25 protein-coding genes and 1 other annotated feature are annotated in these 26,481 nt (G+C 57.1%); of the genes, 17 read left to right on the top strand and 8 right to left on the bottom strand.

Annotation, left to right across the window (positions count from 1 at the left end; all coding sequences use genetic code 11):
- Nucleotides 1–202: 202 nt before the first annotated feature.
- On the bottom strand, nucleotides 203–973 hold the full coding sequence (locus AC6I8F_RS07470; protein WP_058782001.1) for a YdcF family protein: 771 nt from the start codon (nucleotides 971–973) through the stop codon (nucleotides 203–205).
- Between the two features lie 99 nt (nucleotides 974–1,072).
- Here AC6I8F_RS07470 and AC6I8F_RS07465 point away from each other — a divergent pair, with 99 nt between their 5' ends.
- Nucleotides 1,073–2,140, top strand: coding sequence for a LacI family DNA-binding transcriptional regulator (locus tag AC6I8F_RS07465; protein ID WP_498028684.1), 1,068 nt, complete (start codon nucleotides 1,073–1,075; stop codon nucleotides 2,138–2,140).
- A gap of 43 nt (nucleotides 2,141–2,183) precedes the next feature.
- On the opposite strand, the gene tmaR is transcribed toward AC6I8F_RS07465, so the two are convergent.
- The 3 genes from tmaR to dacD all read right to left on the bottom strand — a co-directional run bounded on the left by tmaR (nucleotide 2,184) and on the right by dacD (nucleotide 5,063).
- Nucleotides 2,184–2,504 carry a PTS system regulator TmaR gene (tmaR, locus tag AC6I8F_RS07460; protein WP_021509369.1) on the bottom strand — a complete coding sequence of 107 codons (321 nt, stop codon included), beginning with the start codon at nucleotides 2,502–2,504 and terminating at the stop codon, nucleotides 2,184–2,186.
- A 171-nt stretch (nucleotides 2,505–2,675) separates the two neighbouring features.
- On the bottom strand, nucleotides 2,676–3,734 hold the full coding sequence (locus AC6I8F_RS07455; protein WP_021509368.1) for an FUSC family protein: 1,059 nt from the start codon (nucleotides 3,732–3,734) through the stop codon (nucleotides 2,676–2,678).
- Nucleotides 3,735–3,896: 162 nt separating this feature from the next.
- Nucleotides 3,897–5,063 carry a serine-type D-Ala-D-Ala carboxypeptidase DacD gene (dacD, locus tag AC6I8F_RS07450; protein ID WP_282955287.1) on the bottom strand — a complete coding sequence of 389 codons (1,167 nt, stop codon included), beginning with the start codon at nucleotides 5,061–5,063 and terminating at the stop codon, nucleotides 3,897–3,899.
- Between the two features lie 202 nt (nucleotides 5,064–5,265).
- Between dacD and sbcB the strand changes: the two genes are divergently transcribed.
- Nucleotides 5,266–6,687 carry an exodeoxyribonuclease I gene (gene sbcB / locus AC6I8F_RS07445; RefSeq protein WP_159378489.1) on the top strand — a complete coding sequence of 474 codons (1,422 nt, stop codon included), beginning with the start codon at nucleotides 5,266–5,268 and terminating at the stop codon, nucleotides 6,685–6,687.
- A 324-nt stretch (nucleotides 6,688–7,011) separates the two neighbouring features.
- Here sbcB and AC6I8F_RS07440 read toward each other — a convergent pair whose 3' ends face one another.
- The gene (locus tag AC6I8F_RS07440) at nucleotides 7,012–8,370 is read right to left on the bottom strand and encodes an APC family permease (protein WP_058757322.1); all 1,359 of its coding nucleotides are present in this window, start codon (nucleotides 8,368–8,370) and stop codon (nucleotides 7,012–7,014) included.
- A gap of 366 nt (nucleotides 8,371–8,736) precedes the next feature.
- Complete coding sequence (locus AC6I8F_RS07435; protein ID WP_021509364.1) at nucleotides 8,737–10,152, bottom strand: glutamine synthetase family protein; 1,416 nt, start codon at nucleotides 10,150–10,152, stop codon at nucleotides 8,737–8,739.
- A 211-nt stretch (nucleotides 10,153–10,363) separates the two neighbouring features.
- Between AC6I8F_RS07435 and puuD the strand changes: the two genes are divergently transcribed.
- Genes puuD through AC6I8F_RS07420 form a run of 3 tightly spaced genes read left to right on the top strand, consistent with a single transcriptional unit; the run spans nucleotide 10,364 to nucleotide 12,984 of the window.
- Nucleotides 10,364–11,128, top strand: a complete 765-nt coding sequence (puuD, locus tag AC6I8F_RS07430) for a gamma-glutamyl-gamma-aminobutyrate hydrolase (RefSeq protein ID WP_021509363.1) — start codon at nucleotides 10,364–10,366, stop codon at nucleotides 11,126–11,128.
- Entirely contained in the window at nucleotides 11,125–11,682 is a 558-nt protein-coding gene (gene puuR, locus AC6I8F_RS07425; protein WP_031280073.1) for an HTH-type transcriptional regulator PuuR, read from the top strand. Before puuD ends, puuR begins: the two co-directional genes overlap by 4 nt.
- A 21-nt stretch (nucleotides 11,683–11,703) precedes the next feature.
- Nucleotides 11,704–12,984 (top strand): NAD(P)/FAD-dependent oxidoreductase, encoded by a 1,281-nt coding sequence (locus AC6I8F_RS07420; protein ID WP_058771096.1) that lies wholly within the window; start codon nucleotides 11,704–11,706, stop codon nucleotides 12,982–12,984.
- A gap of 253 nt (nucleotides 12,985–13,237) precedes the next feature.
- Here the strand turns inward: AC6I8F_RS07420 and AC6I8F_RS07415 are convergent, their stop codons facing one another.
- Nucleotides 13,238–14,065 (bottom strand): SDR family oxidoreductase, encoded by an 828-nt coding sequence (locus AC6I8F_RS07415; RefSeq protein ID WP_058757317.1) that lies wholly within the window; start codon nucleotides 14,063–14,065, stop codon nucleotides 13,238–13,240.
- Between the two features lie 180 nt (nucleotides 14,066–14,245).
- Between AC6I8F_RS07415 and hisL the strand changes: the two genes are divergently transcribed.
- The 12 genes from hisL to AC6I8F_RS07355 all read left to right on the top strand — a co-directional run bounded on the left by hisL (nucleotide 14,246) and on the right by AC6I8F_RS07355 (nucleotide 24,153).
- On the top strand, nucleotides 14,246–14,293 hold the full coding sequence (gene hisL / locus AC6I8F_RS07410) for a his operon leader peptide (RefSeq protein ID WP_100396937.1): 48 nt from the start codon (nucleotides 14,246–14,248) through the stop codon (nucleotides 14,291–14,293).
- Nucleotides 14,269–14,390 (top strand) — a sequence feature (His leader region). It overlaps the preceding gene by 25 nt.
- Before the next feature lie 54 nt (nucleotides 14,391–14,444).
- On the top strand, nucleotides 14,445–15,344 hold the full coding sequence (gene hisG / locus AC6I8F_RS07405) for an ATP phosphoribosyltransferase (protein ID WP_031280070.1): 900 nt from the start codon (nucleotides 14,445–14,447) through the stop codon (nucleotides 15,342–15,344).
- Nucleotides 15,345–15,347: 3 nt separating this feature from the next.
- Nucleotides 15,348–16,655, top strand: a complete 1,308-nt coding sequence (gene hisD, locus AC6I8F_RS07400; RefSeq protein ID WP_125311276.1) for a histidinol dehydrogenase — start codon at nucleotides 15,348–15,350, stop codon at nucleotides 16,653–16,655.
- Nucleotides 16,652–17,728, top strand: coding sequence for a histidinol-phosphate transaminase (hisC, locus tag AC6I8F_RS07395; RefSeq protein WP_021509355.1), 1,077 nt, complete (start codon nucleotides 16,652–16,654; stop codon nucleotides 17,726–17,728). The genes hisD and hisC overlap by 4 nt, the downstream gene beginning before the upstream one ends.
- On the top strand, nucleotides 17,725–18,792 hold the full coding sequence (gene hisB / locus AC6I8F_RS07390) for a bifunctional histidinol-phosphatase/imidazoleglycerol-phosphate dehydratase HisB (RefSeq protein ID WP_021509354.1): 1,068 nt from the start codon (nucleotides 17,725–17,727) through the stop codon (nucleotides 18,790–18,792). The genes hisC and hisB overlap by 4 nt, the downstream gene beginning before the upstream one ends.
- Nucleotides 18,792–19,382 (top strand): imidazole glycerol phosphate synthase subunit HisH, encoded by a 591-nt coding sequence (hisH, locus tag AC6I8F_RS07385; RefSeq protein ID WP_141495236.1) that lies wholly within the window; start codon nucleotides 18,792–18,794, stop codon nucleotides 19,380–19,382. Before hisB ends, hisH begins: the two co-directional genes overlap by 1 nt.
- A complete protein-coding gene (gene hisA, locus AC6I8F_RS07380) occupies nucleotides 19,382–20,119 on the top strand; it encodes a 1-(5-phosphoribosyl)-5-[(5-phosphoribosylamino)methylideneamino]imidazole-4-carboxamide isomerase (RefSeq protein WP_058782007.1) in 738 nt (245 codons plus the stop codon). Before hisH ends, hisA begins: the two co-directional genes overlap by 1 nt.
- Nucleotides 20,101–20,877 carry an imidazole glycerol phosphate synthase subunit HisF gene (gene hisF / locus AC6I8F_RS07375; RefSeq protein WP_021509351.1) on the top strand — a complete coding sequence of 259 codons (777 nt, stop codon included), beginning with the start codon at nucleotides 20,101–20,103 and terminating at the stop codon, nucleotides 20,875–20,877. Before hisA ends, hisF begins: the two co-directional genes overlap by 19 nt.
- Nucleotides 20,871–21,482, top strand: a complete 612-nt coding sequence (hisIE, locus tag AC6I8F_RS07370) for a bifunctional phosphoribosyl-AMP cyclohydrolase/phosphoribosyl-ATP diphosphatase HisIE (RefSeq protein WP_264251463.1) — start codon at nucleotides 20,871–20,873, stop codon at nucleotides 21,480–21,482. Before hisF ends, hisIE begins: the two co-directional genes overlap by 7 nt.
- Nucleotides 21,483–21,587: 105 nt before the next feature.
- Nucleotides 21,588–22,064 carry a YbaK/prolyl-tRNA synthetase associated domain-containing protein gene (locus tag AC6I8F_RS07365; RefSeq protein WP_072209928.1) on the top strand — a complete coding sequence of 159 codons (477 nt, stop codon included), beginning with the start codon at nucleotides 21,588–21,590 and terminating at the stop codon, nucleotides 22,062–22,064.
- Between the two features lie 66 nt (nucleotides 22,065–22,130).
- The gene (locus AC6I8F_RS07360; protein WP_058782016.1) at nucleotides 22,131–22,928 is read left to right on the top strand and encodes an ABC transporter substrate-binding protein; all 798 of its coding nucleotides are present in this window, start codon (nucleotides 22,131–22,133) and stop codon (nucleotides 22,926–22,928) included.
- A 112-nt stretch (nucleotides 22,929–23,040) separates the two neighbouring features.
- Nucleotides 23,041–24,153 carry a succinylglutamate desuccinylase/aspartoacylase family protein gene (locus AC6I8F_RS07355; RefSeq protein WP_498028683.1) on the top strand — a complete coding sequence of 371 codons (1,113 nt, stop codon included), beginning with the start codon at nucleotides 23,041–23,043 and terminating at the stop codon, nucleotides 24,151–24,153.
- A 33-nt stretch (nucleotides 24,154–24,186) separates the two neighbouring features.
- Here the strand turns inward: AC6I8F_RS07355 and AC6I8F_RS07350 are convergent, their stop codons facing one another.
- Complete coding sequence (locus AC6I8F_RS07350; protein ID WP_498028682.1) at nucleotides 24,187–26,481, bottom strand: hypothetical protein; 2,295 nt, start codon at nucleotides 26,479–26,481, stop codon at nucleotides 24,187–24,189.

The following is a 26,481-nucleotide window of genomic DNA, read 5'->3' as shown; positions in this document are numbered from 1 at the left end:
TGGCGTGCCAGGTGCGCATGAATGCGCATCCTGTTATTTGTGCGACAGGTCATTGCGGCACCAGCCAGTCGCACAAACCGTAGCGGCGCGATTTATCGCGCAATGTGCATTTCCGCACCGCGGCCGGTTGCGCAATAAATTGCGCCGCTACGGATAGTGCAAAATATTATTTTACTCAATCACATATGCTTTTGGTGACGGTTTAACCCAACCGCGACTGCACGCCGGGCAGCTGCATCAGGCGCTGCCAGGCTGCTTCGACCGCGTCGGGTATATCAACGTGCCCGAAGAACCCCTTGCCGTTCGGGCCGTAGCCGCTGGCGTCGTCACGCAGGCGCTGCACCTCGCCCATCAGCAGCGACAGAAAACGCTCCACTGACCACAACCCCTGCGGCGGCGCGCCAACGATGCGCAGCATGCCCGCATCCATCATCACCTGAGGCACAAACACCGGCCAGCTGATGAATTCCGGCGCATGCTCGCGATCGCGCCACTGCCAGCGGAAGGTTTCCCAGCTGCGGCGCTGCATCAACGGATCCTGCACCAGCAGCACGCGCTGCGGCTGCCACTGCTGCTCATCCAGCAGGCGCTGGCTCAGGGCGGCGTTTTCGCCACAGTTGCGTGAGGCGGTTTCCAGCAGCAGCTGATCGTCAGGCAGCTCAGCAAATACGCGCGCCATCTCGCCCAGCAGCTGTGCTTCGCCCTTGCCGGCGGTGTCGATCTGGCGATAGAGCGGATGGCTGGCAATCATCGCGGCCAGCAGCGCGGTTGAATGACCGATGCCGCCGCTGATCAGCAACGGCAGCTGATATTTCTTCGCCAGCGCAATCACCGCTTCGACGTTTGGCAGCACCGCATGTCCGGCAAGTATGGCTAAATCGACCTCCAGCGTACCGTCCTTTGGCAGCTGATCGAGCGCCAGCCAGGCGGCAATGGTGTTGATATCCTGAATTTGATGGTCATTGAGCTGCATCACTTTCTCCTTGCGTTATCACTGGCAGTGTAACGCCTTAATACCGCGACGGCAGGGAAAAATTTGCTACACTCGCCGCATTCTCATCAGGAGGGATCAATGACAGCGCGTTCCGTAACGCTTGACGATGTCGCCCGGCTGGCTGGCGTCTCCTATCAAACGGTTTCCCGGGTGCTGAACCATTCGGCGCAGGTGTCACCCCGCACCCGCGCGCGGGTGGAAGCCGCGATGCAGCAGCTCAGCTACGTGCCAAACCGGGTCGCGCAGCAGCTGGCCGGTAAGGCCACGCGCACGCTCGGTCTGGCGACCAGCGATCTGGCGCTAATGGCGCCAGCGCAGATTGCTTCTGCGATTCAGCAGCGCGCGGCGGCGCAGGGCTATCATCTGGTGATCGCCATGGCCAATGCCACCAGCCACGCGCAGGACACGGTACATGAACTGCTGGCGCAGCGCGTCGATGCTCTGCTGATCAACCTGCCGCTGGATGCCGCGCAGGCGGCGCAGATTCAGCAGCAGTGCGGCAGCAAACCGACGCTGTTTCTGGATGTGGAGCGCAGCGCGGCCGTGGCGCAGTGTCAGTACCGGAGTACCAGCGGTGCGCAGCAGGCGGTGGATCATCTGGTGGCGCTCGGCCACCGGCAGATTGGCGTGCTGAACGGGCCTGCCAGCTCCGCGTCAGCGCGGGCGCGATTTAGCGCCTGGCAACAGGCGCTGGCGCGTCATCAGCTGGTGCCGCACTGCGTACTGAGCGGCGACTGGAGCGCAGCGTCCGGCTATCAGGCGCTGCTGACCCGGCTGCCCGACCAGCTGCCGCAGGCGCTGCTGGTGGCCAACGATCAAATGGCGCTGGGCGCGATGCGCGCGCTGCATCAGCATGGCGTACGAATTCCGGCGGAGATGTCGATCATCGGTTACGACGACACGGCGGAGAGCGCGTGGTATCAGCCACCGCTGACCACGGTGCGCCAGGATTTACAGCAGTTAGGCACGGTGAGCGTCGATCGTCTGCTGGCGCAGCTGGAGGGAGAGATGCCGGACAGTCAGCCGCTGGAGACCGAGCTGGTCCTGCGCGCCACCACGGCGGCGCCGTTGCAGCAGCAGGTGGATGTGGCGGAGATTGCGCAGCAGTTACAGCAGCTGGCGCGGGCATTAAAAAGGTCGCCATAAATGGCGACCCTGGAACAAAACGCGGCTATCGAGCCCGTGAAGCTTACTGCCCTTTTGGTTCGCCCATCGCTTTGAGCTTTTTCGACAGCTCGCGACGCTCTTTCGACAAATCGGCGTTTTTGATGATGTACTCGTCTACGCGATCTTCATAATCCACGCGCATGCTGGCGATGATTTCCTGAATCGCTTCCACGCTCATACCAGGTTTGATGTACTCGCTCAGGTTGTCCAGCAGCAACACACGTTTCTGGTTATCACGGATTTTCTTTTCGTTGTCCGTAATTTCGCGCTGCAGTTTGTTTTTACGACGAAACATACGCACAAACTCCAGTACGTCCTGAAATGATTGCTTGGCATTTTCCATGTTGGCACCTTTCTTGTGGCCTGCCGCGGCAGGCAAAATAGTCATAAACCGGGAAGACATTTAGCTTAGCGGCTTATAAGCCGGGTTCGCAATTTTCACCGCTAAATTCGGACTGGCACTTATCTTAGCGCAAAGAAAGGGCAATTCGCACTAAGTCATTGCCTGAGAAAACTATTTGCGCAGCGCCAGACGCACCAGGTCTGTCATGCGCTCCAGCTGACGCGCCTGCTCAAGACTCAGCCAGACGTAACCGTAAATCGCGGTGGTCTCCAGCCGCGCGCTGCCGTTGGCGATCAGCGCTTCCAGCTCCTGGGTGATGGCTTCCAGCTCGTGGCTGTTGGCAATCACCTGTTCGGTCTCGCCTTTCACCATCAGCGCCGCCAGCGCGTTCAGGGTGTTCTCGGTCATCTGCTGCGTGCGGCGCAGCGTCGGCGCGTTAAGCAGAATCAGATGGCTTTCGCGCGACGCCCACCAGGCTTCAATCTGCATCTGCATGGTGTTAACCATATTACGGTTAATGGTCTGAATGGCTTCAAACACCGATTTAGGGATGCGCGTCTCTTTGCTCGCCGGCTCCAGCAGCGCGCGCATTTTGATCACGCTGGTGAGCAGCTTCTGGAAGCGCGGATTGAGGCGCGGCTTCTCCACCAGATTGGCAGAAAAGCCGGCGTGATGAATCTTCGCCATGTTGATAAAGGCGTCCGACAGCTGAATGCGCCAGTGAGTATAGGCGCGCTGCGCCCAGATGGCGCTGAACAGTAAAGCCATCAGCGAGCCGAGGATCACATCGCCGCCGCGCCACAGCGCCACGGTGAAATCGCCGGCCGGCGCGCCGACCACCACGCCAAGCGTGATGCCGATCAGCAGTGCCATATACGGGTGTTTGCCCAGCGTCAGATAGCCGCAGACGATCATCACGATAAAGCACCACACCAGCATCAGCGGCAGTGACAGCAGCTCCAGCTTCAGCGCGATCAGCCCTGATATCAGCCCGGCAAAGGTACCGCTGATACGCTGCACCACGCGCGGCAAAACATTGCCCCAGGTGGAGATCGGTCCCATCACCACCACCAGCGTGATCAGCGGCCAGGTGCCTTCCGGAATATCGGTGAGACGGACAAACAGAAAACACAGCACAAAGGCGATAGCGATGCGTACGCCGTGCACGGCGCGGTAGTGGCGGTAAAACCAGAACTCAATCGGAGAGATGGGCTTGTCAGCGCGTAACATGGTGGTCCGGGTGCGATAAAAATTTGCGCGCTATGTTACCCTGGCGCAGCACGAACATTGAGGGGCTGGCGCAACTTTTTGCGCAATAATACAACTGCGCTACATCTTGTTTTCTCAGTGCACACAAGGATGTAACGCAGCGTTTGCTTATCGCCCGACGGCTTACAGTTTCTGTTTCACGTAATCGCTGATGCGCGTGATGATGCCTGCTTCATCGACCGACTGCAGCGCGTACAGCGGATAGCTGGCCAGCTGCTTGTCTTTATCCAGCACCTGAATTTCGCCCACCTGCTCGCCGGCTTTCAGTGGCGCTTCGAGGTCTTTACGATTGATCACGTACTTCGCCATTACGTTCGACACTTCGCTGCGCGGCAGTGACAGATAGATATCCTCGGTGGTACCGACGTCCACTTTGTGCGGGTTGCCGTACCAGACGTTTTCGCTGCCGATCTTTTTCCCGGCGTGGAACAGCTGCACGGTGTCGAAATTGTTCTGTCCCCACACCAGCAGTTTACGCGCCTGCTCTTCTCGTCCCTTCGAACTTTTCCCGCCCATGATCACCGCAATCAGACGATGGCGACCGACGATGTTCGAGGCGACGATGTTGAACCCGGCGCTCTCGGTGTGGCCGGTTTTCATGCCGTCGACGTGCAGATTCTGATCCCACAGCAGGCCGTTACGGTTGTTCTGGGTAATGCCGTTGAAGCTGAGGGTTTTCTCGCTGTACATGGCGTAGAAATCCTGCTCACCGTTGATGATGGCGCGCGACAGCACCGCCAGATCGCGCGCGGTGGTGTGCTGCCCCGGCGCATCGAGACCGTGCACGGTTTCGAAGTGGGTGTGCGTCAGGCCGAGTTTCTGCACGTAGCTGTTCATCATGTTGACGAAGCTCTGCTGACTGCCGGCCACATAGTCGGCCAGCGCCACGCAGGCGTCATTGCCGGAATCGATGATCACGCCGCGCATCAGGTCGCGCACGGTGACTTTATCGCCCGGCTTAAGAAACATCAGCGACGAGCCTTTAAACACCGGATTGCCGGCGGCCCACGCATCTTTGCCCACCGTGACCACATCGTCGCGGGTGATTTTCTTCTGATCGACCGCGCGGTCGACGACATAACCAGTCATCAGTTTGGTCAGGCTGGCCGGGTTGCGCTCCGCGTCCGGGTTGCCCGCGGTGAGGATCTGCCCGGTGGTGGCGTCCATCAGCACCCAGGACGCGGCATCAATGGCCGACGGCGTCAGGGGAAACGGCATGCTGTCATCCGCGTGCGCCAGCGATGCCCAAACAATCATTCCAGATACAGTTACCAACAGACGCCTTTTCAACACTTCTTCCTCAACATCAAATAAATGAATTTACCGCCGCACGTTTTACGGCAAATAGCGCTTTGATATCTGAATAAATTGAAAAAAAGTATGAACCGCGGACAAATGCTGCGCGCCCGCTCGCAGCGATGGCGATCGAGGTTGTGCTGTACCGGGCTGACGACTATTCTGTGCGTTGATTTTCCATAGCCAGGATAACGCCGTGCCCGCCTCTGAGTTTACTTTTCTGTTCCACGATTATGAAACCTTCGGCAAAAGCCCGTCGCTGGATCGCCCGGCGCAATTTGCAGGCCTGCGCACCGACAAAGCCTTTAACGCCGTGGGCGAACCGCAGGTGTTTTACTGCCAGCTCGCGGACGATTACCTGCCGCAGCCGGAAGCGGTAATGATCACCGGTATCACGCCGCAGGTGGCCAACGCGCGCGGCGTGCCGGAAGTGGAGTTTGCTCAGCGCATTCACGCGCTGTTCAGCGAACCGCAGACCTGTGTGATCGGTTACAACAACGTGCGCTTCGATGACGAAGTGACGCGCAATATCTTCTACCGCAACTTTATCGACCCGTATGGCTGGAGCTGGCAGAACGGCAATTCGCGCTGGGATCTGCTCGACGTGATGCGCGCCTGCTATGCGCTGCGCCCGGAAGGCATCGTCTGGCCGGAGAACGACGACGGTTTCCCGAGCTTTAAACTGGAGCATCTCACCCAGGCTAACGGCGTGGCACACGAACAGGCGCACGATGCGATGTCCGATGTGTATGCCACGCTGGCGATGGCAAAGCTGGTGCAGGAGAAGCAGCCGAAGCTGTTTGAGTTTCTGTTTACTCATCGCAACAAGCAGAAACTGATGACGCTGATTGATATTCCGCAGATGAAGCCGCTGGTGCACGTTTCCGGCATGTTCGGCGCGGCGCGCGGTAATACCAGCTGGATTGTGCCGCTGGCATGGCATCCGGATAACAAAAACGCGCTGATCGTGGCCGATCTGGCCGGCGACATGACGCCGCTGCTGACGCTGCCGCCGGATGAGTTGCGCGAGCGGCTGTATACGCGGCACAGCGATCTGGGCGATTTGCCGGCGGTGCCGATCAAGCTGGTGCACATCAATAAGTGCCCGGTCCTGGCCCCGGCCAATACATTGCGCCCGGAAGATGCCGAACGACTGGGTATCGATCGTCAGCACTGTCTGGCGAATCTGGCCCTGCTGCGCCAGCATGCCGAGGTGCGGGAAAATGTGGTGACGCTGTTTGCCGAAGCGGAGCCGTTCACGCCGTCGGAGGATGTCGATGCGCAACTCTATGACGGCTTCTTCAGCGACGCCGATCGCGCCGGCATGAACATCCTGCGCCAGACGCCGCCGCAGAACCTGCCTGCGCTCGATTTGACCTTTGAGGATAAGCGTATCGCGAAGCTGCTGTTCCGCTATCGCGCCCGCAACTTCCCCGGCACGCTGGATGATAAAGAGCAGCAGCGCTGGCTGCAGCACCGCCGCGAGCAGCTTAATGCGGAGCGGGTGCAGGCGTTTTTGCTGGAGCTGGAGTCGCTGGCCAGTTTACATGAGGGTGATGCAGAGAAGATGGCGCAGTTGAAAGCGCTGTATTTGTATGCGCAGGAGCTGGTTTCGTAGCAGGGTTTCGTGCGGGCTGATGCCCTCACCCCGGCCCTCTCCCACAGGGAGAGGGGGAGGTATGGTGCGTTTTGGTGCCCTCACCCCGGCCCTCTCCCACGGGGAGAGGGGGAGGTATGGTGCGGGCTGATGCCCTCACCCCGGCCCTCTCCCACAGGGAGAGGGAGAGGTCTAGTGCGTTCTGGTGCCTTCACCCCGGTACTCTCCCACGGGGAGAGGGAGAGGTATAGTGCGTTCTGGTACAGCTACTGGGCTGATACCTGACACACGCTCGGGCGGTTCCCTCTCCCGCGGGCGGGAGAGGGTTAGGGTGAGGGAAAAGCCTTACACCTCTTCGCTAAACTGCGGTACCGGATTGCGGAACGTGCGGGTCACAAACGCCAGGTAAACAATACCAATCGCCGCCCACACCAGGCCGAGCACCATCGAGGTCTCTTCCAGGTTGATCCACAACGCACCCACCGTTAGCGCACCCATAATGGGCAGCACCAGATAGTTGAGGTGGTCTTTCAGCGTCTTATTACGCTTCTCACGAATCCAGAACTGGGCAATCACCGACAGGTTCACAAAGGTGAACGCCACCAGCGCACCGAAGTTAATCAGCGCCGTTGCGGTGACCAGGTCGAAGTTGATCGCCAGCAGCGCTACCGCACCAACCAGCAGCACGTTCAGCGACGGCGTGCGGAATTTTGGATGCACGAAGCCAAAGAAACGCTGCGGGAACACGCCGTCACGGCCCATCACGTACATCAGACGCGAAACGCCGGCGTGTGCCGCCATGCCGCTGGCCAGCACCGTCACCACCGAGAAAATCAGAATGCCGATCTGCAGCGCTTTACCCGCCACGAACAGCATGATTTCCGGCTGTGAAGAGTCCGGATTCTGGAAACGCGAGATATCCGGGAAGTACAGCTGCAGGAAGTACGAGACGCCAATAAAGATCACCCCACCAATCAGCGCGGTCAGGAAAATCGCGCGTGGAATGGTGCGCTCGGCATCTTTGGTCTCTTCCGACAGCGAGCTGATACCGTCAAAGCCAAGGAACGAGAAGCAGAGAATGGTCGCACCGGTAATCATCGGCACCACCTGCGCATTTTCAGACCAGAACGGCTTCGTACTGGTCAGCGTACCAGCGCCAATACCGTGTGCCACACCATACACCACCATACCGGTGATCACCGCCATCACCACTACCTGCAGCACCACAATGACGCTGTTGAAGTTGGCCACGGTTTTGATCCCACGCAGGTTGGAGATGGTCATAAACGCCACCAGCAGCACCACGAAAATCCACGACGGAATGCCCGGCACCAGCGACTCAAAGTAGCTTTTCGCCAGCAGGATGTTGATCATCGGCATGAACAGATAGTCCAGCAGTGATGACCAGCCCACCATAAAGCCGACGTGCGGACTGATAGCCTTCTGAGCATAGGTGTAAGCGGAGCCCGCAGATGGGAAGCGGCGTACCAGCTTGCCGTAGCTCACGGCAGTAAACAGTATCGCGATCAGCGCGAAAGCATAAGCGGTGGCGACGTGACCGTCGGTGAGGCCTGACACGATGCCGAAGGTATCAAACAGGGTCATTGGCTGCATATACGCCAGGCCCATCATGACGACCGGGATCAGAGTCAGAGATTTTTTCAGATGTGCACGCTGTGGTGCGGCAGAGGTATTAAGCGACATTGTTCAGGCCCCCTACAGCAACAACTGAGTTCAGTTGTACCACAGGGATACTGCGCAACGTGCTGCAGTGAGAAGTGATATTAGTGTTTGCGATTGTCGCCGCGCCATAATCATCACGGAAGCGAGAACCAGCATGCGCTGGTGCAATTGTAAACAGTCCCATCTTTGTTCCTCAAATCTCACGCACAAGCGTGTTTCAGTGTCTATCTATCCGGATGCGTGTCCGGCCTCGTTCATGTAGTGAAAGCACCATGCAAAAAAATAACCGACGTAATAAGCGTCGGTTATGTTTTGTCTTTTGCAGGGCGCGTATTTTGCCCCAACTTAGGCCATCGACACAAGACGTTGGATCAATTCTTCTGTCGGTCAGGCGTTCTTCAGCATCCAGTCAATTTCCGTGGCGGTGATCAGCCGTTCAAACTCGCGCAATTCATACTGTTTGCAGCTGTGCCACACGCCGCTGAAGCGTTCGCCGAGCAGCTTTTGCAGCGGATAGCTGTTTTCAAACTCGTACAGCGCATCGCTCTGGCGAATCGGCAGTTCCAGCCCTTCCGCCTCGTGACCGTTGCCCTTCACCGGATGCGGTAAGGGTAGCTGATTATCCAGACCGTGCAAGATACCGGCAATAATTGCTGACACCACCAGATACGGATTGGCATCGGCGCCCGCCACACGGTACTCGACGCGATGGTTTTCTACATCGCCGCAGGGAATGCGCAGCGCCACCGTGCGGTTGTTGTGCCCCCATGACGCCTGCAGCGGCACAAACGCCTCCGGCAGGAAGCGACGAAACGCATTGACGTTGGGCGCCAGCAGCGCCATTGATGCCGGCATCAGATCGATCATGCCAGCCAGCGCCCGCTTCAGCAGCGGCGAATCGCTGCCATCATCCAGCGCAAAGGCGTTGTGATCGGCCGCATCCAGCATGCTGATGTGTACGTGCATGCCGCTGCCCGCATACTCCTCATACGGCTTGGCCATAAACGTGGCGGTCATGCCGTGATTCTCTGCCACCTGACGCACCAGCCGCTTCAGCAGAATGGCGTCGTCGCAGGCTTTGAGGATATCACGCGTATGGTGCAGGTTGATTTCGAACTGGCCCGGTGAGGCTTCCGCCAGCGCGCCGTCGGCTGGGATATTCTGCAGTTTCGCCAGCGCGTCAATATCGCGCAGTACGTCGGCAAAATGGTCGAGATTATCCAGCGAATAGACCTGACTCTGCATGTTGCGCTCTTCGCTCCCCGGCGCACACGGCGGCTGAATATAGCCTTCGGCATCGCGCTTTTTGTCCACCAGATAGAACTCCAGCTCTACCGCTACCACCGGAAACAGACCGCGATTGCGCAGCTGTTGCCACAGCCGGTTCAGCACGTTTCGGGGTTCAACGTCAAAGGGAGTGCCATCTTGGTCGCACATGGTCAGCAGCAGCTGGGCGATGCGTTGCGGGTCAGAGGCGGAAGGAATTAAGGTCCCGGGGACCGGTATGCAGAGGTTATCAGGTTCGCCGAGCGCCTGTCCGAGGCCGGCTTCCTCGACGGTGTTGCCGAGAATGTCCATGGCGAAAACCGAGGCCGGAAAGTAACACCCTTTTTCCAGCTTAGCTAACGCGGAGACGGGAATGCGTTTACCGCGAAATACCCCGTTGAGATCGTTTAACAGAATATCGACATACTGCGTTTCCGGATGGCGTTCCAGCCAGGTTTTCACCTCCAGCTGGAACGCGCTGGTTCGTTTTTCTTCACTGTGTCGCGTGAAGTCTTCTACTTCCACGAGGTTCGTCATCTTCCCACCCGCCCTATACCGTTTAAGATGGTTTGCACATGCTCAAAATAACAGCCACACCTCTAACATAGCTCTAACGCAAATGGTGTGCAAATGTAACAATTCTGTTTGAAGAACAACCAGACGGTTGCTAGATTGACAATATATTGCACACTTTTTCTACTTAGCGCGCAAAACCGGCGAAAATATTGAACAGCAGCGTGGAGACGTAATGGGCATTATTTTTGACAAGCCTTTGATTGGCGTAGTGATGTGCCAGAACCCCATCGGCAACCATGTTGGGCAGACCGTGCATAACAAATACCTCGACGCCGTGGTGCTCGCCGGTGGCGTGCCGCTGCCTTTGCCGCATCAGCTGATGCACGCGCCGCAGCTATTAGAAAACAGTATGACGCTGCTGGACGGCATTTTGCTCACCGGCAGCCCAAGCAATATTGAACCCTGGCATTACGGTGAAGAGGGCCATGAGGCGCATGCCGATCCGTCGCGTGACCGCTTGTCCTTTGCGCTTATCACCCACGCCAGCGGGAAAAAAATGCCGATGCTGGGCATCTGCCGCGGTTTGCAGGAGCTGGTGGTCGCCAACGGCGGCGCGCTGCATCGCCAGCTGCATCAGACGCACCTGTTTCAGGAGCACCGCGAAGATGACAGCCAGCCGCTGGAACAGCAGTACGCGCCGGCGCATTTGGTGCAGCCCGAACCCGACGGCCTGCTGAGCCAGCTGCTGGGCAGCGCTGCTGCTTTCGCGGTCAATTCGCTGCACGGCCAGGGCATCCGCGAGCCTGGCCCGCAGTTACGCATTGAAGCCCGCGCGCCGGATGGCCTGATCGAAGCCGTCAGCCTGCGCCAGCATCCGTTTGCGCTGGCGGTGCAATGGCATCCGGAGTGGCAATCCGATCGCGATCCGGTCTCGCGCCGTTTATTCGAGGCCTTTATCCACGCCGCAGCACGTTATCACAAGGAAAAGCAGCCATGAATGATGCCACTCTGGCGCCCGGACGACGCTTATCGCAAATCCGGCAGGAGTTGGGATTGTCTCAGCGTCGCGTCGCTGAGTTGTCAGGTTTAACACACAGCGCTATCAGCACCATTGAGCAGGATAAAGTCAGCCCGGCAGTCAGCACGTTACAAAAGCTACTCAAAGTGTATGGACTGTCGCTGTCGGAGTTTTTCTCGGAGCCGAAAGTGAATGCCACGCCGCGCATCATCGTGCGCCCGGATGATTGCGTTGAGATCGGCAGCCTCGGTGTTTCTTTACAGCTGATTGATAACGGTGCGGCGAAGCGCGCGCTGGCGATGCTGCTGGAACGCTACGAGCCGGGGGCCAGCACCGGTGAAAAGCTGCGCCATCCGGGGGAAGAGACCGGCACGGTGCTGGAGGGGGAAATCACCCTGGTGGTGAACGGTCAGAGTTATCACCTTAACCGCGGCGAAAGCTACGTGATTGATACCGGTTTGCCGCACAGTTTTACCAATACGTCAGATCAGCCGTGTCGCATTGTCAGCGCGCATACGCCCGCCAATTTCTGAGTTCACGCGCTACAGGAGGTTATGATGCACCACGTGCAAAGTTATTACGCCGCGACCGCCAACGCGCACGCGCCGTGGCCGCAGCTGCAGGAGAGCATTCAGTGTGACGTCTGCATCATCGGCGGCGGGTTTACCGGGCTCTCTTCCGCGCTGTTTCTCACCGAAGCCGGTTACGATGTGGTGGTGCTGGAAGCGGCCCGCGTCGGCTTTGGCGCCAGCGGCCGCAACGGCGGCCAGGTGGTGAATTCCTACAGTCGCGATGTCGATGTGATTGAGCAGCGCTACGGCAAACAGACTGCGCAGATGCTGGGCAGCATGATGTTCGAAGGGGCGGAGATTATCCGCGACCGCATCGATCGTTACGCCATCGCCTGCGACTATCGTCCCGGCGGCATTTTCGCAGCCCTCAATCAGCGCCAGATGGGGCATCTGCGCAGCCAGCAGGCCAGCTGGGCGCGTTACGGCAACAGCGATCTGGAGCTGCTGGACGAGCGCGGCATCCGCCGTGAGGTGGCCACCGACCGTTACGTCGGCGGTCTGCTGGACCGGCGCGGCGGTCATCTGCATCCGCTCAATCTGGCGTTAGGTGAAGCCGAGGCAATTCGCCGGCACGGCGGCCGTATTTATGAGCAGTCGGCGGCGCTGGCAGTGACCTACGGCGCACCCAACCGGGTCAAAACCGCGCAGGGTGAAGTCAGTGCCACCTTTGTGATTTTTGCCGGCAACGCTTATCTGCCATCACAGCTGGAACCGCGACTGGGGCGCAAAAGCATGCCGTGCGGCTCGCAGATCGTCACCACCGAGCCGCTGAGCCGCGATCAGGCGCTGGGGCTGATGCCTAATAACCACTGTGTGGAAGATTGTAACTATCTGCTGGATTACTTCCGCCTGACCGCCGACAACCGCCTGCTGTACGGCGGCGGCGTGGTGTACGGCGCACGCGAACCGGAAGACATCGAGGCGTTGATCCGGCCCAAGCTGCTGCGCACCTTTCCGCAGTTGCGCGACGTGAAGATCAGCCATCGCTGGAGCGGTAACTTCCTGCTCACGCTGTCGCGCATGCCGCAGTTTGGTCAGCTGGAGAAGAATGTGTTCTTTATGCAGGGCGATAGCGGACATGGCGTGACCTGTACGCACCTCTCCGGCAAGCTGATCGCCGAAGTGCTGCGCGGCCATGCAGAGCGGTTTGATGCGTTTGCGAAGCTGCCGCACCTGCCGTTTCCCGGCGGAAGACGCTTTAAGGTGCCACTGACGGCGATGGGCGCGGCCTGGTATGCGTTAAGGGATCGGCTGGGGGTTTAGGTGGGTGCGGTTTGCTGCCCTCACCCCGGCCCTCTCCCACGGGGAGAGGGAGAAGGATGGTGCGTTCATCTGCAGGGAGAGAGAGAATGATGGTGCGTTCATCTGTATAGAGTAGGAAAATGGTCGTGAGATCATCTGTCTGAGGGTGATGCTGCCGTTTGTCAAAGTGACGAAACCAGCGAAATAAACGCTCGGGCGGTTCCCTCTCCCGCGGGCGGGAGAGGGTTAGGGTGAGGGCAACCCCGCACCGCCCCTACTCCAGCGGCATCTTCATCGGGTCATCGTAGCTGTACTCAAACCCCAGCTCGTGACAAATCTTCGAACCGTCAATCACCTTGCCGCTGGCGCGCACTGGCTCGGCAACAAACGTCGGTGGCACCAGGCCTAACTGCTTCGACACGCTCGGGTAAAAGCTGTCGCGTGATGGATGTTTCGGGGCGCACAGGTTGTAAACGTGCCCGCCCTTCGGCGTTTGCAGCAGCAGCACAATCGCGTCGACCACATCATCAAGATGCACCAGGTTCACCGCGTGCGCGCCGTTTTCCAGGTTGGTTTTACCGGCGAGGAAACGCCCCGGATGGCGGTTCGGGCCGACCAGTCCGGCGAGACGCACGATATCCACGCTGGTGCCCGGCAGGTCATGCAGCCAGTTTTCCAGCTCCACCAGCGTTTTGCCCGCTACCGTCTCCGGCTGCAGCGCACTGCTCTCTTTTCTCACTCCGTCGCCGCTGCCGTATACCGAGGTAGAGCTGGTAAAGATGATGCGCGGCACTTTATTCGCCAGCGCGGTATCGACCACGTTCTGCACCGCCTGCATGTAATCTTCGCCGCCCTGCACGGTGCGGCTGGCAGGCAGCGTCACCACCAGCGCATCCACCGCCATCAGTGCGGCCAAATCATCTGCTTCACACTCCAGCTCCGGTGACAGCACCAGCTGAAACGCATCAATGCCACAGCGGCGCGCCGCATCGACGCCATCCGGTGAGGTTTTGCTGCCGGTCACCTGCCAGCCGCGCGCTGACAGCGCCATCGCCAGCGGCATTCCCAGCCATCCCAGACCTACAATCGCCACCTTTTTCATATCGACTCCTGCTCTCCCGCGCTAAGACACCCCATCTTAGTGCCAGCGCGTCAGCCAGACCAGCGCAAACTGTTGCCGAAGGTTGCGAAAACTGACGTTAAAAAAGGGTTGCCAAGCGCCGCCATCTTCGTTAGGTTAATCAGCACGCAAATGAATACTCATTCAGCAACGGAATTTTTTATGACACGCGTTCAGTTCAACCACCATCATCACCATCACCCTGACTAGTCTTTCAGGCGATGTGTGCTGGAAGACGTTTAGGATCTTCCAGTGGTGCGAGCGCAAAGAGAGCCCCCGGAAGATCATCTTCCGGGGGTTTTTTTATGGGCTAACGCAACCCGATACGCTTCAGACAGGATTGAATAAGAGGACAGGAACCATGTTAGATAACACCCGTTTACGCATAGCTATGCAGAAATCTGGCCGTTTGAGTGATGAATCACGCGAACTGCTGGCACGCTGCGGTATTAAAATTAACCTTCAGCAGCAGCGTCTGATTGCGTTTGCGGAGAACATGCCGATCGACATCCTGCGCGTGCGCGATGACGATATCCCTGGCCTGGTGATGGATGGCGTGGTCGACCTCGGTATCGTTGGCGAAAACGTGCTGGAAGAGGAGCTGCTGACGCGCCGCGCGCAGGGCGAAGACCCGCGCTACTTTACGCTGCGCCGCCTCGATTTCGGCGGTTGCCGCCTGTCACTGGCAATGCCAGTCGATGCCGAGTACACCGGTCCGCAATGCCTGAATAATGCCCGTATCGCCACCTCTTACCCGCACCTGCTAAAGAAATACCTTGATAAACAAGGCATCGCGTTTAAATCCTGCCTGCTGAACGGCTCCGTTGAAGTGGCACCGCGCGCCGGTCTGGCCGATGCCATTTGCGACCTGGTGTCTACCGGCGCCACGCTGGAAGCTAACGGCCTGCGTGAAGTTGAAGTGATCTACCGCTCTAAAGCGGTGCTGATTCAGCGCGATGGCGAACTGCCAGCGGCGAAACAGCAGTTGGTGGACACGCTGATGACGCGTATTCAGGGCGTGATTAAAGCGCGTGAATCCAAATACATCATGCTGCACGCGCCGAGCGAGCGGCTGGAAGAAGTTATCGCCCTGCTGCCGGGTGCCGAGCGCCCTACCGTGCTGCCGCTAGCCGGTGAAGTGAGCCGCGTGGCGATGCACATGGTGAGCAGCGAAACGCTGTTCTGGGAAACCATGGAAAAACTGAAGGCGCTGGGTGCCAGTTCGATCCTCGTGCTGCCAATTGAAAAAATGCTGGAGTAACCGATGAGCGCAATCATGCAACCTATCGACTGGCAGGCGTGCAGTGCCGAACAGCAGCAGGCGCTGCTGCAGCGTCCGGCAATCTCGGCATCGGCCAGCATCAGCGCCACCGTGCAGGACGTGCTGGTGCAGGTGAAACAGCAGGGCGACGCGGCACTGCGGGCGTTCAGCGCGCGCTTCGACAAAGCCCAGGTGGAGAATCTGCGCGTATCTGCCGCTGAGATGCAGGCGGCCGGCGAGCGGCTGAGCGACAATTTAAAGCAGGCGATGGCAGACGCCATGGCGAATATCGAAACCTTCCACAACGCGCAGATTCTGCCGCCGGTGGACGTGGAAACCCAGCCGGGCGTGCGCTGCCAGCAGATCACCCGTCCGGTGAAGTCGGTCGGCCTGTATATTCCTGGCGGCTCGGCGCCGCTGTTCTCTACCGTGCTGATGCTGGCAACGCCGGCGCGCATTGCCGGCTGCGGCCGCGTGGTGCTGTGCTCGCCGCCGCCAATTGCCGATGAAATTCTGTACGCGGCGCAGCTGTGCGGCGTGCAGGAAGTGTTTCAGGTCGGCGGCGCGCAGGCGATTGCCGCCCTCGCCTTCGGCACAGAAAGCGTACCGAAAGTGGACAAGATTTTTGGCCCGGGCAACGCGTACGTGACCGAAGCGAAACGCCAGGTCAGCCAGCGTCTCGACGGCGCGGCGATCGACATGCCTGCCGGTCCGTCTGAAGTGCTGGTGATTGCCGACGAAGGCGCGACGCCGGCGTTTGTCGCTTCAGATTTGCTGTCGCAGGCCGAACACGGTCCGGATTCTCAGGTGATCCTGCTGACGCCTTCACTGCAGCTGGCCGAAGGCGTGGCGCTGGCGGTTGAACAACAGCTGGCGCAGCTGCCGCGTGCCGCTACGGCCCGTCAGGCGCTGGAGAGCAGCCGCCTGATTGTGGCGCAGGATCTGGCGCAGTGCGTGGAAATCTCCAATCAGTACGGCCCGGAGCACCTGATTATCCAGACGCGCCAGCCGCGCGCATTGGTTGAGGAGATCACCAGCGCCGGTTCGGTATTCCTCGGCGACTGGTCGCCGGAATCCGCCGGTGATTATGCCTCCGGCACTAACCACGTGCTGCCGACCTATGGCTACACCGCGACCTGCTCCAGCCTTGGGCTGGCCGATTTCCAGAAACGTATGACGGTACAGGAGCTGACGCCGCAGGGCTTCCTCAACCTCGCCGCCACCATTGAAACCCTCGCCGCCGCGGAACAGCTGGACGCGCACAAAAATGCCGTAAGCCTGCGCGTTGCCGCCCTGAAGGAGCAAGCATGAGCAACAACGTTGAAGATTTAGCCCGCGCCAACGTGCGTGCGCTGACGCCCTATCAGTCTGCTCGTCGCCTTGGTGGCAACGGTGATGTATGGCTGAATGCGAACGAGTTTCCGCTGCCGGTGCCGTTTGAGCTGTCGCAGCAGACGCTGAACCGCTATCCGGAGTGCCAGCCCAAATTAGTCATTTCGCGCTATGCCGCCTATGCCGGCGTTCAGCCGGAGCAGGTGCTGGTGAGCCGCGGGGCGGATGAAGGGATTGAGCTGCTGATGCGCGCCTTCTGCGAACCGGGCAAAGACGCCATTCTGTTCTGCCCGCCGACCTACGGCATGTACAGCGTCAGCGCCGAAACCATCGGCATTGAGTACCGCACCGTGCCGGCACTGGACAACTGGCAGCTCAACCTGCCCGCCATCGCGGACCAGCTGGACGGCGTGAAAGTGGTTTACATGTGCAGCCCGAACAACCCGACCGGCAATCTGATTAATCAGGATGACATTCGCCAGCTGCTGGCGATGACCGCCGGCAAAGCGCTGGTGGTCGCCGACGAAGCCTACATCGAGTTCTGCCCGCAAGCAACGCTGGCCGGCTGGCTGCAGGAATTCCCGCACCTGGTGATTCTGCGCACGCTGTCGAAGGCCTTTGCGCTGGCTGGCCTGCGCTGCGGCTTTACGCTGGCCAACAAGCCGGTGATCGATCTGCTGCTGAAAGTGATTGCACCTTACCCGCTGGCGACGCCGGTGGCCGACGTGGCGGCGCAGGCGCTGAGCGAGCAAGGCATCGCGCTGATGCGTCAGCACGCGCAGCAGCTTAACGACAACCGCGCCTGGCTGTGCGAACAGCTGCCGCAGCTGAGCGTGGTACAGCAGGTCTTCCCGAGCGAGACTAACTATATTCTGGCGCGCTTCACTGACTCGCCAAAAGTGTTTAAAACGCTGTGGGATCAGGGCATTATTCTGCGCGACCAAAACAAAAACCCTGGCCTGGCGGGATGTCTGCGCATCTCCATCGGCACCCGTGAAGAGTGCGAGCGCCTAATCGCCGCGCTGCAAGCCTTATCTGTGGAGCAAGCATGAGTCAGAAGATCCTTTTTATCGACCGCGATGGTACCCTCATCTCTGAGCCGCCGACGGATTTTCAGGTGGACCGTATGGAGAAGCTGGCGTTTGAGAAGAACGCCATCCCGGCCCTGCTGGCGCTGCAGGAGGCGGGTTATCAGCTGGTGATGATCACCAACCAGGACGGCCTGGGCACTGAGCGCTTCCCGCAGGCCGATTTTGACGGCCCGCACAACCTGATGATGCAGATCCTGCGCTCACAGGGCGTGAACTTCAGCGACATCCTGATCTGCCCGCATCTGCCGGAAGAGAACTGCGACTGCCGCAAGCCAAAGACCAAAATGGTCGAAGCCTGGCTGGCCGACGGCGCGCTGGATACCGCCAACAGCTATGTGATTGGCGACCGTCTGACCGACATCCAGCTGGCGCAGAACATGGGCATTCAGGGCCTGCGCTACGGTGCGGAAGGCGAAGACTGGGACGCGATTCAGGCGCGCCTGACCAAACGCGATCGTCACGCGCTGGTGAACCGCAACACCAAAGAGACGCAGATTAAAGTGGAAGTGTGGCTGGATCGCGAAGGCGGCAGCAAAATCAACACCGGCGTCGGCTTCTTTGATCACATGCTGGATCAGATCGCCGTGCACGGCGGCTTCCGCATGAACATCGAGGTGAAAGGCGACCTGTATATCGACGATCACCACACGGTAGAAGACACCGGCCTGGCGCTGGGCGAAGCGCTGCTGAAGGCGCTGGGCGACAAGCGCGGCATCGGCCGCTTCGGCTTCGTGCTGCCGATGGATGAGTGCCTGGCGCGCTGCGCGCTGGATATCTCCGGTCGTCCGCACCTCGAATACAAAGCCGAGTTCAGCTATCAGCGCGTTGGCGACCTGAGCACCGAAATGGTCGAGCACTTCTTCCGCTCGCTGTCGTACGCCATGATGAGCACGCTGCACCTGAAAACCAAAGGCCGCAACGATCATCACCGCGTGGAAAGCCTGTTCAAAGCCTTTGGCCGCACGCTGCGTCAGGCGATTCGCGTTGAGGGCAACACCCTGCCGAGCTCGAAAGGAGTGCTGTAATGAACGTGGTGATTCTTGATACCGGCTGCGCCAACCTCTCTTCGGTTAAGTGGGCGATTGAGCGTCTTGGCTACACGCCCGCGGTGAGCCGCGATCCGGACGTGGTACTGCGCGCCGACAAACTGTTTCTGCCCGGCGTCGGTACCGCGCGGGCGGCGATGGACCAGCTGCAGGAGCGCGAGTTGATCGAGCTGGTGAAAGCCTGCACCCAGCCGGTGCTCGGCATCTGTCTCGGCATGCAGCTGCTCGGACGCGGCAGCGACGAGAACGGCGGCGTCAGCACGCTCGGCATCGTTGATGAGCCGGTATCGCTGATGGATACCCGGGGTTTACCGCTGCCGCATATGGGCTGGAACCAGATCACCGCGCAGGCCGGCAATCACCTGTTCCGCAACATTCCGGACGGCAGCTATTTCTACTTTGTGCACAGCTACGCCATGCCGGTGAATGCCGCCACCATCGCCCAGTGCGACTATGGCCTGCCGTTCACCGCCGCCCTGCAGAAAGATAACTTCTTCGGCGTGCAGTTCCACCCGGAGCGCTCGGGTAAAGCCGGCGCGCAGCTGCTGAAAAACTTCCTGGAGATGTGATGATTATCCCCGCATTAGATTTGATTGACGGCAAAGTGGTGCGCCTGCATCAGGGCGACTACAGCCAGCAGCGCGATTACGGCAACGATCCCCTGCCGCGCCTGCAGGATTATGAACGCCAGGGCGCGGAAGTGTTACATCTGGTGGATTTGACCGGGGCGAAAGATCCGGCAAAGCGCCAGATCCCGCTGCTGACCACGCTTTTACGCGGCGTCAGCGTGCCGGTGCAGGTTGGCGGCGGTATTCGTCATCGTGACGATGTGGCCGCCCTGCTGGCAGCCGGCGCCACGCGCGTGGTGGTTGGCTCCACCGCAGTGAAGCAGCCGGAAGAAGTGAAAAGCTGGTTCAGCGAATTCGGTGCCGACGCCATTGTGCTGGCGCTTGACGTGCGCATTGACGCCAGCAATCGCAAAGAAGTGGCGATCAGCGGCTGGCAGGAAGCGGCAGGCGTGACGCTGGAAGAGGTGATCGGCTGGTATCAGCCGGTGGGCCTGAAACATGTGCTGTGCACCGATATTTCGCGCGACGGCACGCTGAGCGGCTCCAACGTGGCGCTGTATCAGGAAGTATCCCAGGCGTTTCCGGATATCGCGTTCCAGTCTTCCGGCGGCATCGGTTCACTGGACGATATCGCGGCCCTGCGCGGCAGCGGTGCACAGGGTGTGATTGTCGGTCGCGCCCTGCTGGAAGATAAATTTACGGTAGCGGAGGCAATTGCATGCTGGCAAAACGGATAATCCCCTGTCTGGATGTGCGTGACGGGCAAGTAGTGAAAGGCGTGCAGTTCCGCAACCACGAAATCATTGGTGACATCGTACCGCTGGCGCAGCGCTATGCCCAGGAAGGCGCTGACGAACTGGTGTTTTACGATATCACCGCCTCTTCCGACGGCCGCGTGGTGGATAAAAGCTGGGTATCGCGCGTGGCGGAAGTGATCGATATTCCGTTCTGCGTCGCCGGGGGCATCAAAACCCCGGAAGATGCGGCGCGCATTCTGCAGTTTGGCGCAGATAAGATCTCCATCAACTCACCGGCGCTGGCCGATCCGACGCTGATTACCCGGCTGGCGGACCGCTTCGGCGTGCAGTGTATCGTGGTCGGCATCGATACCTGGTTTGATGAAGCCAGCGGCAAGTATCACGTCAATCAGTATACCGGCGACGAAGCGCGCACCCGCGTTACCCAGTGGGAAACGCTGGACTGGGTAGAGGAAGTGCAGAAGCTGGGCGCTGGCGAGATCGTACTGAATATGATGAATCAGGACGGCGTGCGTAACGGCTACGACCTGGTGCAGCTGAAGAAGGTGCGCGATGTGTGTAAGGTGCCGCTGATCGCCTCCGGCGGCGCAGGAACCATGGCGCATTTCCTCGAAGCCTTTGAGCAGGCAAACGTCGACGGCGCGCTGGCGGCTTCGGTGTTTCACAAACAAATTATCAATATCGGCGAGTTGAAAAACTTCCTGATCGACAACGGTGTGGAGATTCGCGCGTGTTAACTGCAGAACAACTGGCCAGACTGGACTGGGCCAAAACCGCGGGCATGATGCCCGTCATCGTCCAGCACAACGTCTCCGGCGAAGTGCTGATGCACGGTTATATGAACGGGGACGCGCTGCACAAGACGCTGGCCGACGGCAACGTCACCTTCTTCTCCCGCACCAAAAACCGTTTATGGACCAAAGGCGAAACGTCGGGCCACTTCCTCAAAGTGATCAGCATCACGCCGGATTGCGATAACGACACGCTGCTGGTGCTGGCCAATCCGATTGGCCCCACCTGCCATCTCGGTACCTCGAGCTGCTTTTCGCCTGCCGCACCGGACTGGACTTTCCTGTATCAGCTGGAGCAACTGCTGGCCTCACGTAAAAGTGCCGATCCGGCCAGCTCCTATACGGCGAAGCTGTACGCCAGCGGCACCAAGCGTATCGCACAGAAGGTGGGAGAAGAAGGTGTTGAGACCGCGCTGGCCGCTACCGTCAATGACCGCCATGAACTGACTAACGAAGCCTCCGACCTGCTGTACCATCTGCTGGTGCTGCTGCAGGATCAGGAACTGGATCTCAGCACCATCATCAACAACCTGCGCGCACGCCATAAGTAACGCTTGTGCGCCATGCTGCTCAAAACGGGCTTTCTGGCTCGATTTTGAGCAGAATTCTTCTCAAAAGAGTGCGATCAATTGCGCTTCATCAGAATGGAACCCCCCATGACCACGCATGAAAAATTGCTCGCCCTGCTCGATCAGCACAACGCCCGTTACCGGCTCATGGAGCATGAAGCGACCGGAAAGTGTGAAGCCGTGGCCGCAATTCGTGGCACGGAAGTGGGACAAGGCGCCAAAGCGCTGGTGTGTCACGTCAAGGGCAACGGCATCAAACAGCATGTGCTGGCGGTGCTACCGGCCGACCAGCAGGCCGACCTGAGTAAAGTGGCAGCCGCCGTGGGTGGCCGTCGCGCATCGCTGGCCTCGCCGGCTGAAGTGGATGCGCTGACCGGCTGCGTGTTTGGCGCGATTCCACCGTTTAGCTTTCATGCGGATTTACAGCTGGTGGTGGACCCGCTGCTGTTCGAGCGCTACGACGAAATTGCCTTTAACGCCGGGCTGCTGGAGAAGTCGGTGGTACTGCAGGTGGAGGATTACCGCGCACTGCATAATGGTAACGTGATGAAAATAATACTCTAATTGCCATACACCACGCTGAGCGGTACTCTCGATGACTTATCATCACGACAAAAGAAGACCGCAACTATGGCAAGTTCCCGTTTTACCGCCCGTCTGCGCCAGACGCTGGCACTGGCTGTGCTGGCAGGCTGCGCGTTCGGCGCTCAGGCAAAAATCGATCAGGTGCGTTTCGCCGTTGATCCAACCTATCCCCCTTTTGAATCCAAAACGCCGCAGGGCAAGCTGGTCGGGTTTGACATCGACCTCGGCAATGCGCTGTGCGCGCAGATGCAGGCCAAATGCGTGTGGGTCGAGAGCCAGTTTGATGGCATGATCCCGGCACTGAAGGCGCGTAAGTTTGACGCCATCCTGTCGGATATGGGCATCACCGAAGAGCGTCTGAAGCAGATCGACTTCACCGTGCCGCTGTACGACACACACACCCAGCTGATTGCGCGTAAAGGCTCCGGCCTGCTGCCCACCGCAGAATCGCTGAAAGGCAAAACCGTGGGCGTGGAACAGGGTACCGTGCAGGAGCGCTACGCGCTGGCAAAATGGCAGCCGCACGGCGTGAACGTGGTGCCGTATGGCGATCAGGCACAGGTTGAGAGCGACCTGATTTCCGGACGCCTTGACGTGGTGTTCACCGATGCCGCACAAGCCGCAAACGGCTTCCTGAAACATCCGCAGGGCAAAGATTTCGAACTGGCTGGCCCGATTGTGCAGGATCCGATTATCGGCCCTGGCACCGCCATCGGCCTGCGCAAAGGCGACACCGAATTAAAAACCGCGCTGGACAACGCCTTCGCGGAAATCAAAAAGAACGGTACCTTTGATACCTTGCAGAAGAAGTATTTTGCGACGGATATCTCTATTAAGCCGTGATCGATGGGGCGGCGCATTTGCCGCCCTTTTTCCAGCAGAACTATAATTCCCTTCATCAATTTCATGCGGCGCGGCCACGAGCGTGCCCCAGACACAGGACATCGACTGCGTTATGCAACAACAACATCATCCTTTGTTAAGCGCGACGCTGGGCACCCAGCGGGAAATTGTCAGCTTCCACTTCGGCACCGACTCACAGCAGCGGGTGTATATTCAGGCGGCGCTGCACGGCGATGAGCTGCCGGGCATGGCGGTGGCGTGGTATCTCAAGCAGAAGCTGCTGGCGCTGGAGTCGGCGGGCAAGCTGAAAGCCAAAGTCACTTTGGTGCCGGTCGCGAATCCGCTCGCGCTGGGTCAGCACTGGCACGGCACTCACCTCGGACGTTTTCATACTCTTTCTGGTCAGGATTTTAACCGTCGCTTCCCGGCGCTGGGCGATACGCTGGCGGCAGAACTGGCTGGCTCGCTGACACAGAGTGAATATGAAAACAAACGACTGATTCGCGACGCCATCGATCGTCACTACCGCGACCGCATCGCCAAAAGCGAACTGGAGGCCCAGCGATTCACCCTGATGCGCATGGCCAGCCAGGCAGACCTGATGATTGACCTGCACTGCGACTGGGATGCCTTGCCGCATCTTTACACCACACCGCACGCCTGGTCGGAGATTGAGCCGCTGGCGCGCTGGCTTGGCAGTGAAGTGCAGCTACTGGCGCAGATCTCTGGCGGAGAGCCGTTTGATGAGGCCTGCTGCGAACCCTGGCTGACACTGGCTGAGCGTTTTGGCAAGGACTACCCGATGCCGCGCGGCCTGCTGCCGGTGACGCTGGAACTGCGCGGCGTAGCCGATGTATCGCCGGAACAGGCGGAGAAGGATGCGGATGCGATTATCAATGCGCTGATTGAAGGGGGTTATATTGCCGGAGAAACCGGAGACTCCCCTGCCCTGATCCACGCGCCAACGCAACTGGCGGGCTGTGAGTACATCCACGCGCCACACTCCGGACTGCTGCTGAACCGCAGAAAGTTAGGCGAGTGGGTTAAAGCGGGCGAAGTGGTGGCGGAGGTTGTCGACCCGATTAATGACTACGTGACACCGCTGGTGGCTGAGTTTGGCGGCGTGCTGTATGCACGAAACCTGACCAAGTTTGTCACGACTGGGATGCTGGTGGTGAGGCTGGCGGGGGAAAATGCGGGACGCAGAGGGGATTTGCTGGTATAGGAAAAAAACGGCCTATTTAAAGGCCGTTAAAGATTAATGTTTTATAGATACTTCCTGTAAAGAAAGTCCTAACATTCTGTTATCCGTACCAAGACCTAACTCAGCTGGAGATTTAGCGTCCTTTACAAACAACTCTATCTTTTGGACCTTCTGAGAATGATCGATTGGAATTAAAACAATCGAAGCATCATTGGTTTTGGATGTAACTTCCTCTGTAACAATCTGATTATTTTGTGAAGTTTTAAACTCTATATCAACCGAATTTCTTACGTTTGATAATAAAACATTATATTTAAGCACATAAAAATTCGATGAGTCATTTGGCACTGGAAGTTGTAAAACTGCCTTATCTTTTGACCAAACATGACCCGGTTCTCTATAATACCATCCATCATCAAGTACAAAGTCAAGATTGAAATCTGTATCATTTATAACAAAAGGATAATGGATGTTTTCGGAGTTAAGATATTCGGTATATTTCTTTTCATCTAAACTAATAACAGCATAGTAATCTCTTTCTTTAACATTGAAGAATGGAATCTCATCTAATTTATAAATTAAAGACGAATAATTCTTTTTTATAACAGCGGGACACTTGAAATCCAGATCATTTTTAAGTGAAATCCGCTTTTCTGATGATAAAGGCAGTAGTGTATCCTCAGGGCATTCCCAATAATGGGCAGACCATAACATGTTAACAAAAGGAATTATGATATAATCAACGTCTTTATTTAATAACAACTGAGTTATATAAGGAATTTGAGCGTCAGAAACTGCTCCTTGTAGATTGAGCATAACCGGCGGCCAATGCAATTTAGCCACATCTAAATTCTTATCACCACCAATATTAAAGGTTTTGAAATTAGAATAAGGCGCTAAATAATTAGCAAAGAAATCATTATTCCATGGAATGAATGCCACTCGAGACGAACGATCGATATCAATTTTAAGATTGTCGACCATTTTCTTGTTAATATCCGCTACGGATAAAAAATTAGCTCTTCCATAGTTCCAGGCCTTAGATAAATGAGGAAGAAATAGAGCGACCAGTAGAATTGAAAATATATATTGCCTCTTTTTACTTACTCTTACCAACATACTTAAAGTTAGGACCCAAAAGCAAAAGGATGCTAAAGCGATCCACCTATATGAGGCTCGCATAACATTGAAGCCAGGAAGGTATTGCGATATAAAAGAATTACCAGTTGGAGCTAATGCATACTTCTCAGGCATTAGCATAGTATTAGCCATATCAGATGGCGCGATGTAATTATCAGGTTTAAATGAGAAAAGCTTTATCGATGGTCCTAGTGCCATATAAACAGAAAAAACACCCAAAATAAAAACACAATAAAACCAGATACTTTTTCTCTTGTTTTGATACCATCCAATTACACCTAACAATAAAAATGGCAAAATAAAGCTCGTATTCCATACTGAGGCATCACCAAAAAATTGTGATGCTGTTCGATGTTTCGATAAAGCTAATAGATCATAAAACCAAAACACACCTTGAGTAGGAATAAATAAAAAGCTTAAATCTAACCCCCAACCTCTAAAAAAATCTAAAGACTCTGGCTGATATGAACTTTTCCCTATGAAACAGGAATAAAGAAGGTAAGCACAGCAAAAAGCCACTAAATATCCAATTAATTTCTTGAGAAAGAATGGTTTTTTATTGGCTGATTGAAGGAATGAGAATAAAGCTATTGCAGATGCTGCTACCGCAAACATGATAAAAGTATAGCCATCCATAAAAACGGATATAATTACAGAACTTAGAAAGGCTAAAAACTTTAATGAAAGCTGACTGAAATCATATTCAGATGCCTGAAAGAAAACATAGGTTATCCAACAATAAAATGGAATGAGAGCTATTCCAAGCATCAACATCGAATAGCCTGAGTGGCGTCCGATAACTGGTGTGATAAGCCAAAGTAATGAAAAAATAGATGCAATATTTTGGCTTGCATGAAATAACCTACTGATTTTATAGCATCCTAAGAATGCCAAGCCAATATATAAAGCAAAAACTAAGCTATAAGCAGCCTCGGGCAAAATGCCGAACTTAATTAACCAACTTAATGGTAAAACAGCGGATAATCCAAATGCGATAGCGGCAGGGTGTGGGAACCCTATATCATAAGCATATAAATTGAAAAAACCTTCGTTAGATAGAGATTTCGCATAACCCATAGCCCACAGCGCCTGTCCCATTGTAGGCAGTGATAAAAAAGGTATAACATTGTTGATTATTAATGCCAATAATAAGCATATTGTACAGAAAACAAAATTCCCAGAAGAGAATTTAACATCACCAACCATCAT

Source organism: gamma proteobacterium symbiont of Axiagastus rosmarus (assembly GCF_059730925.1).
Note: the sequence above shows the minus strand (reverse complement) of the source record. Positions and strands in the feature narration are given on the sequence as shown.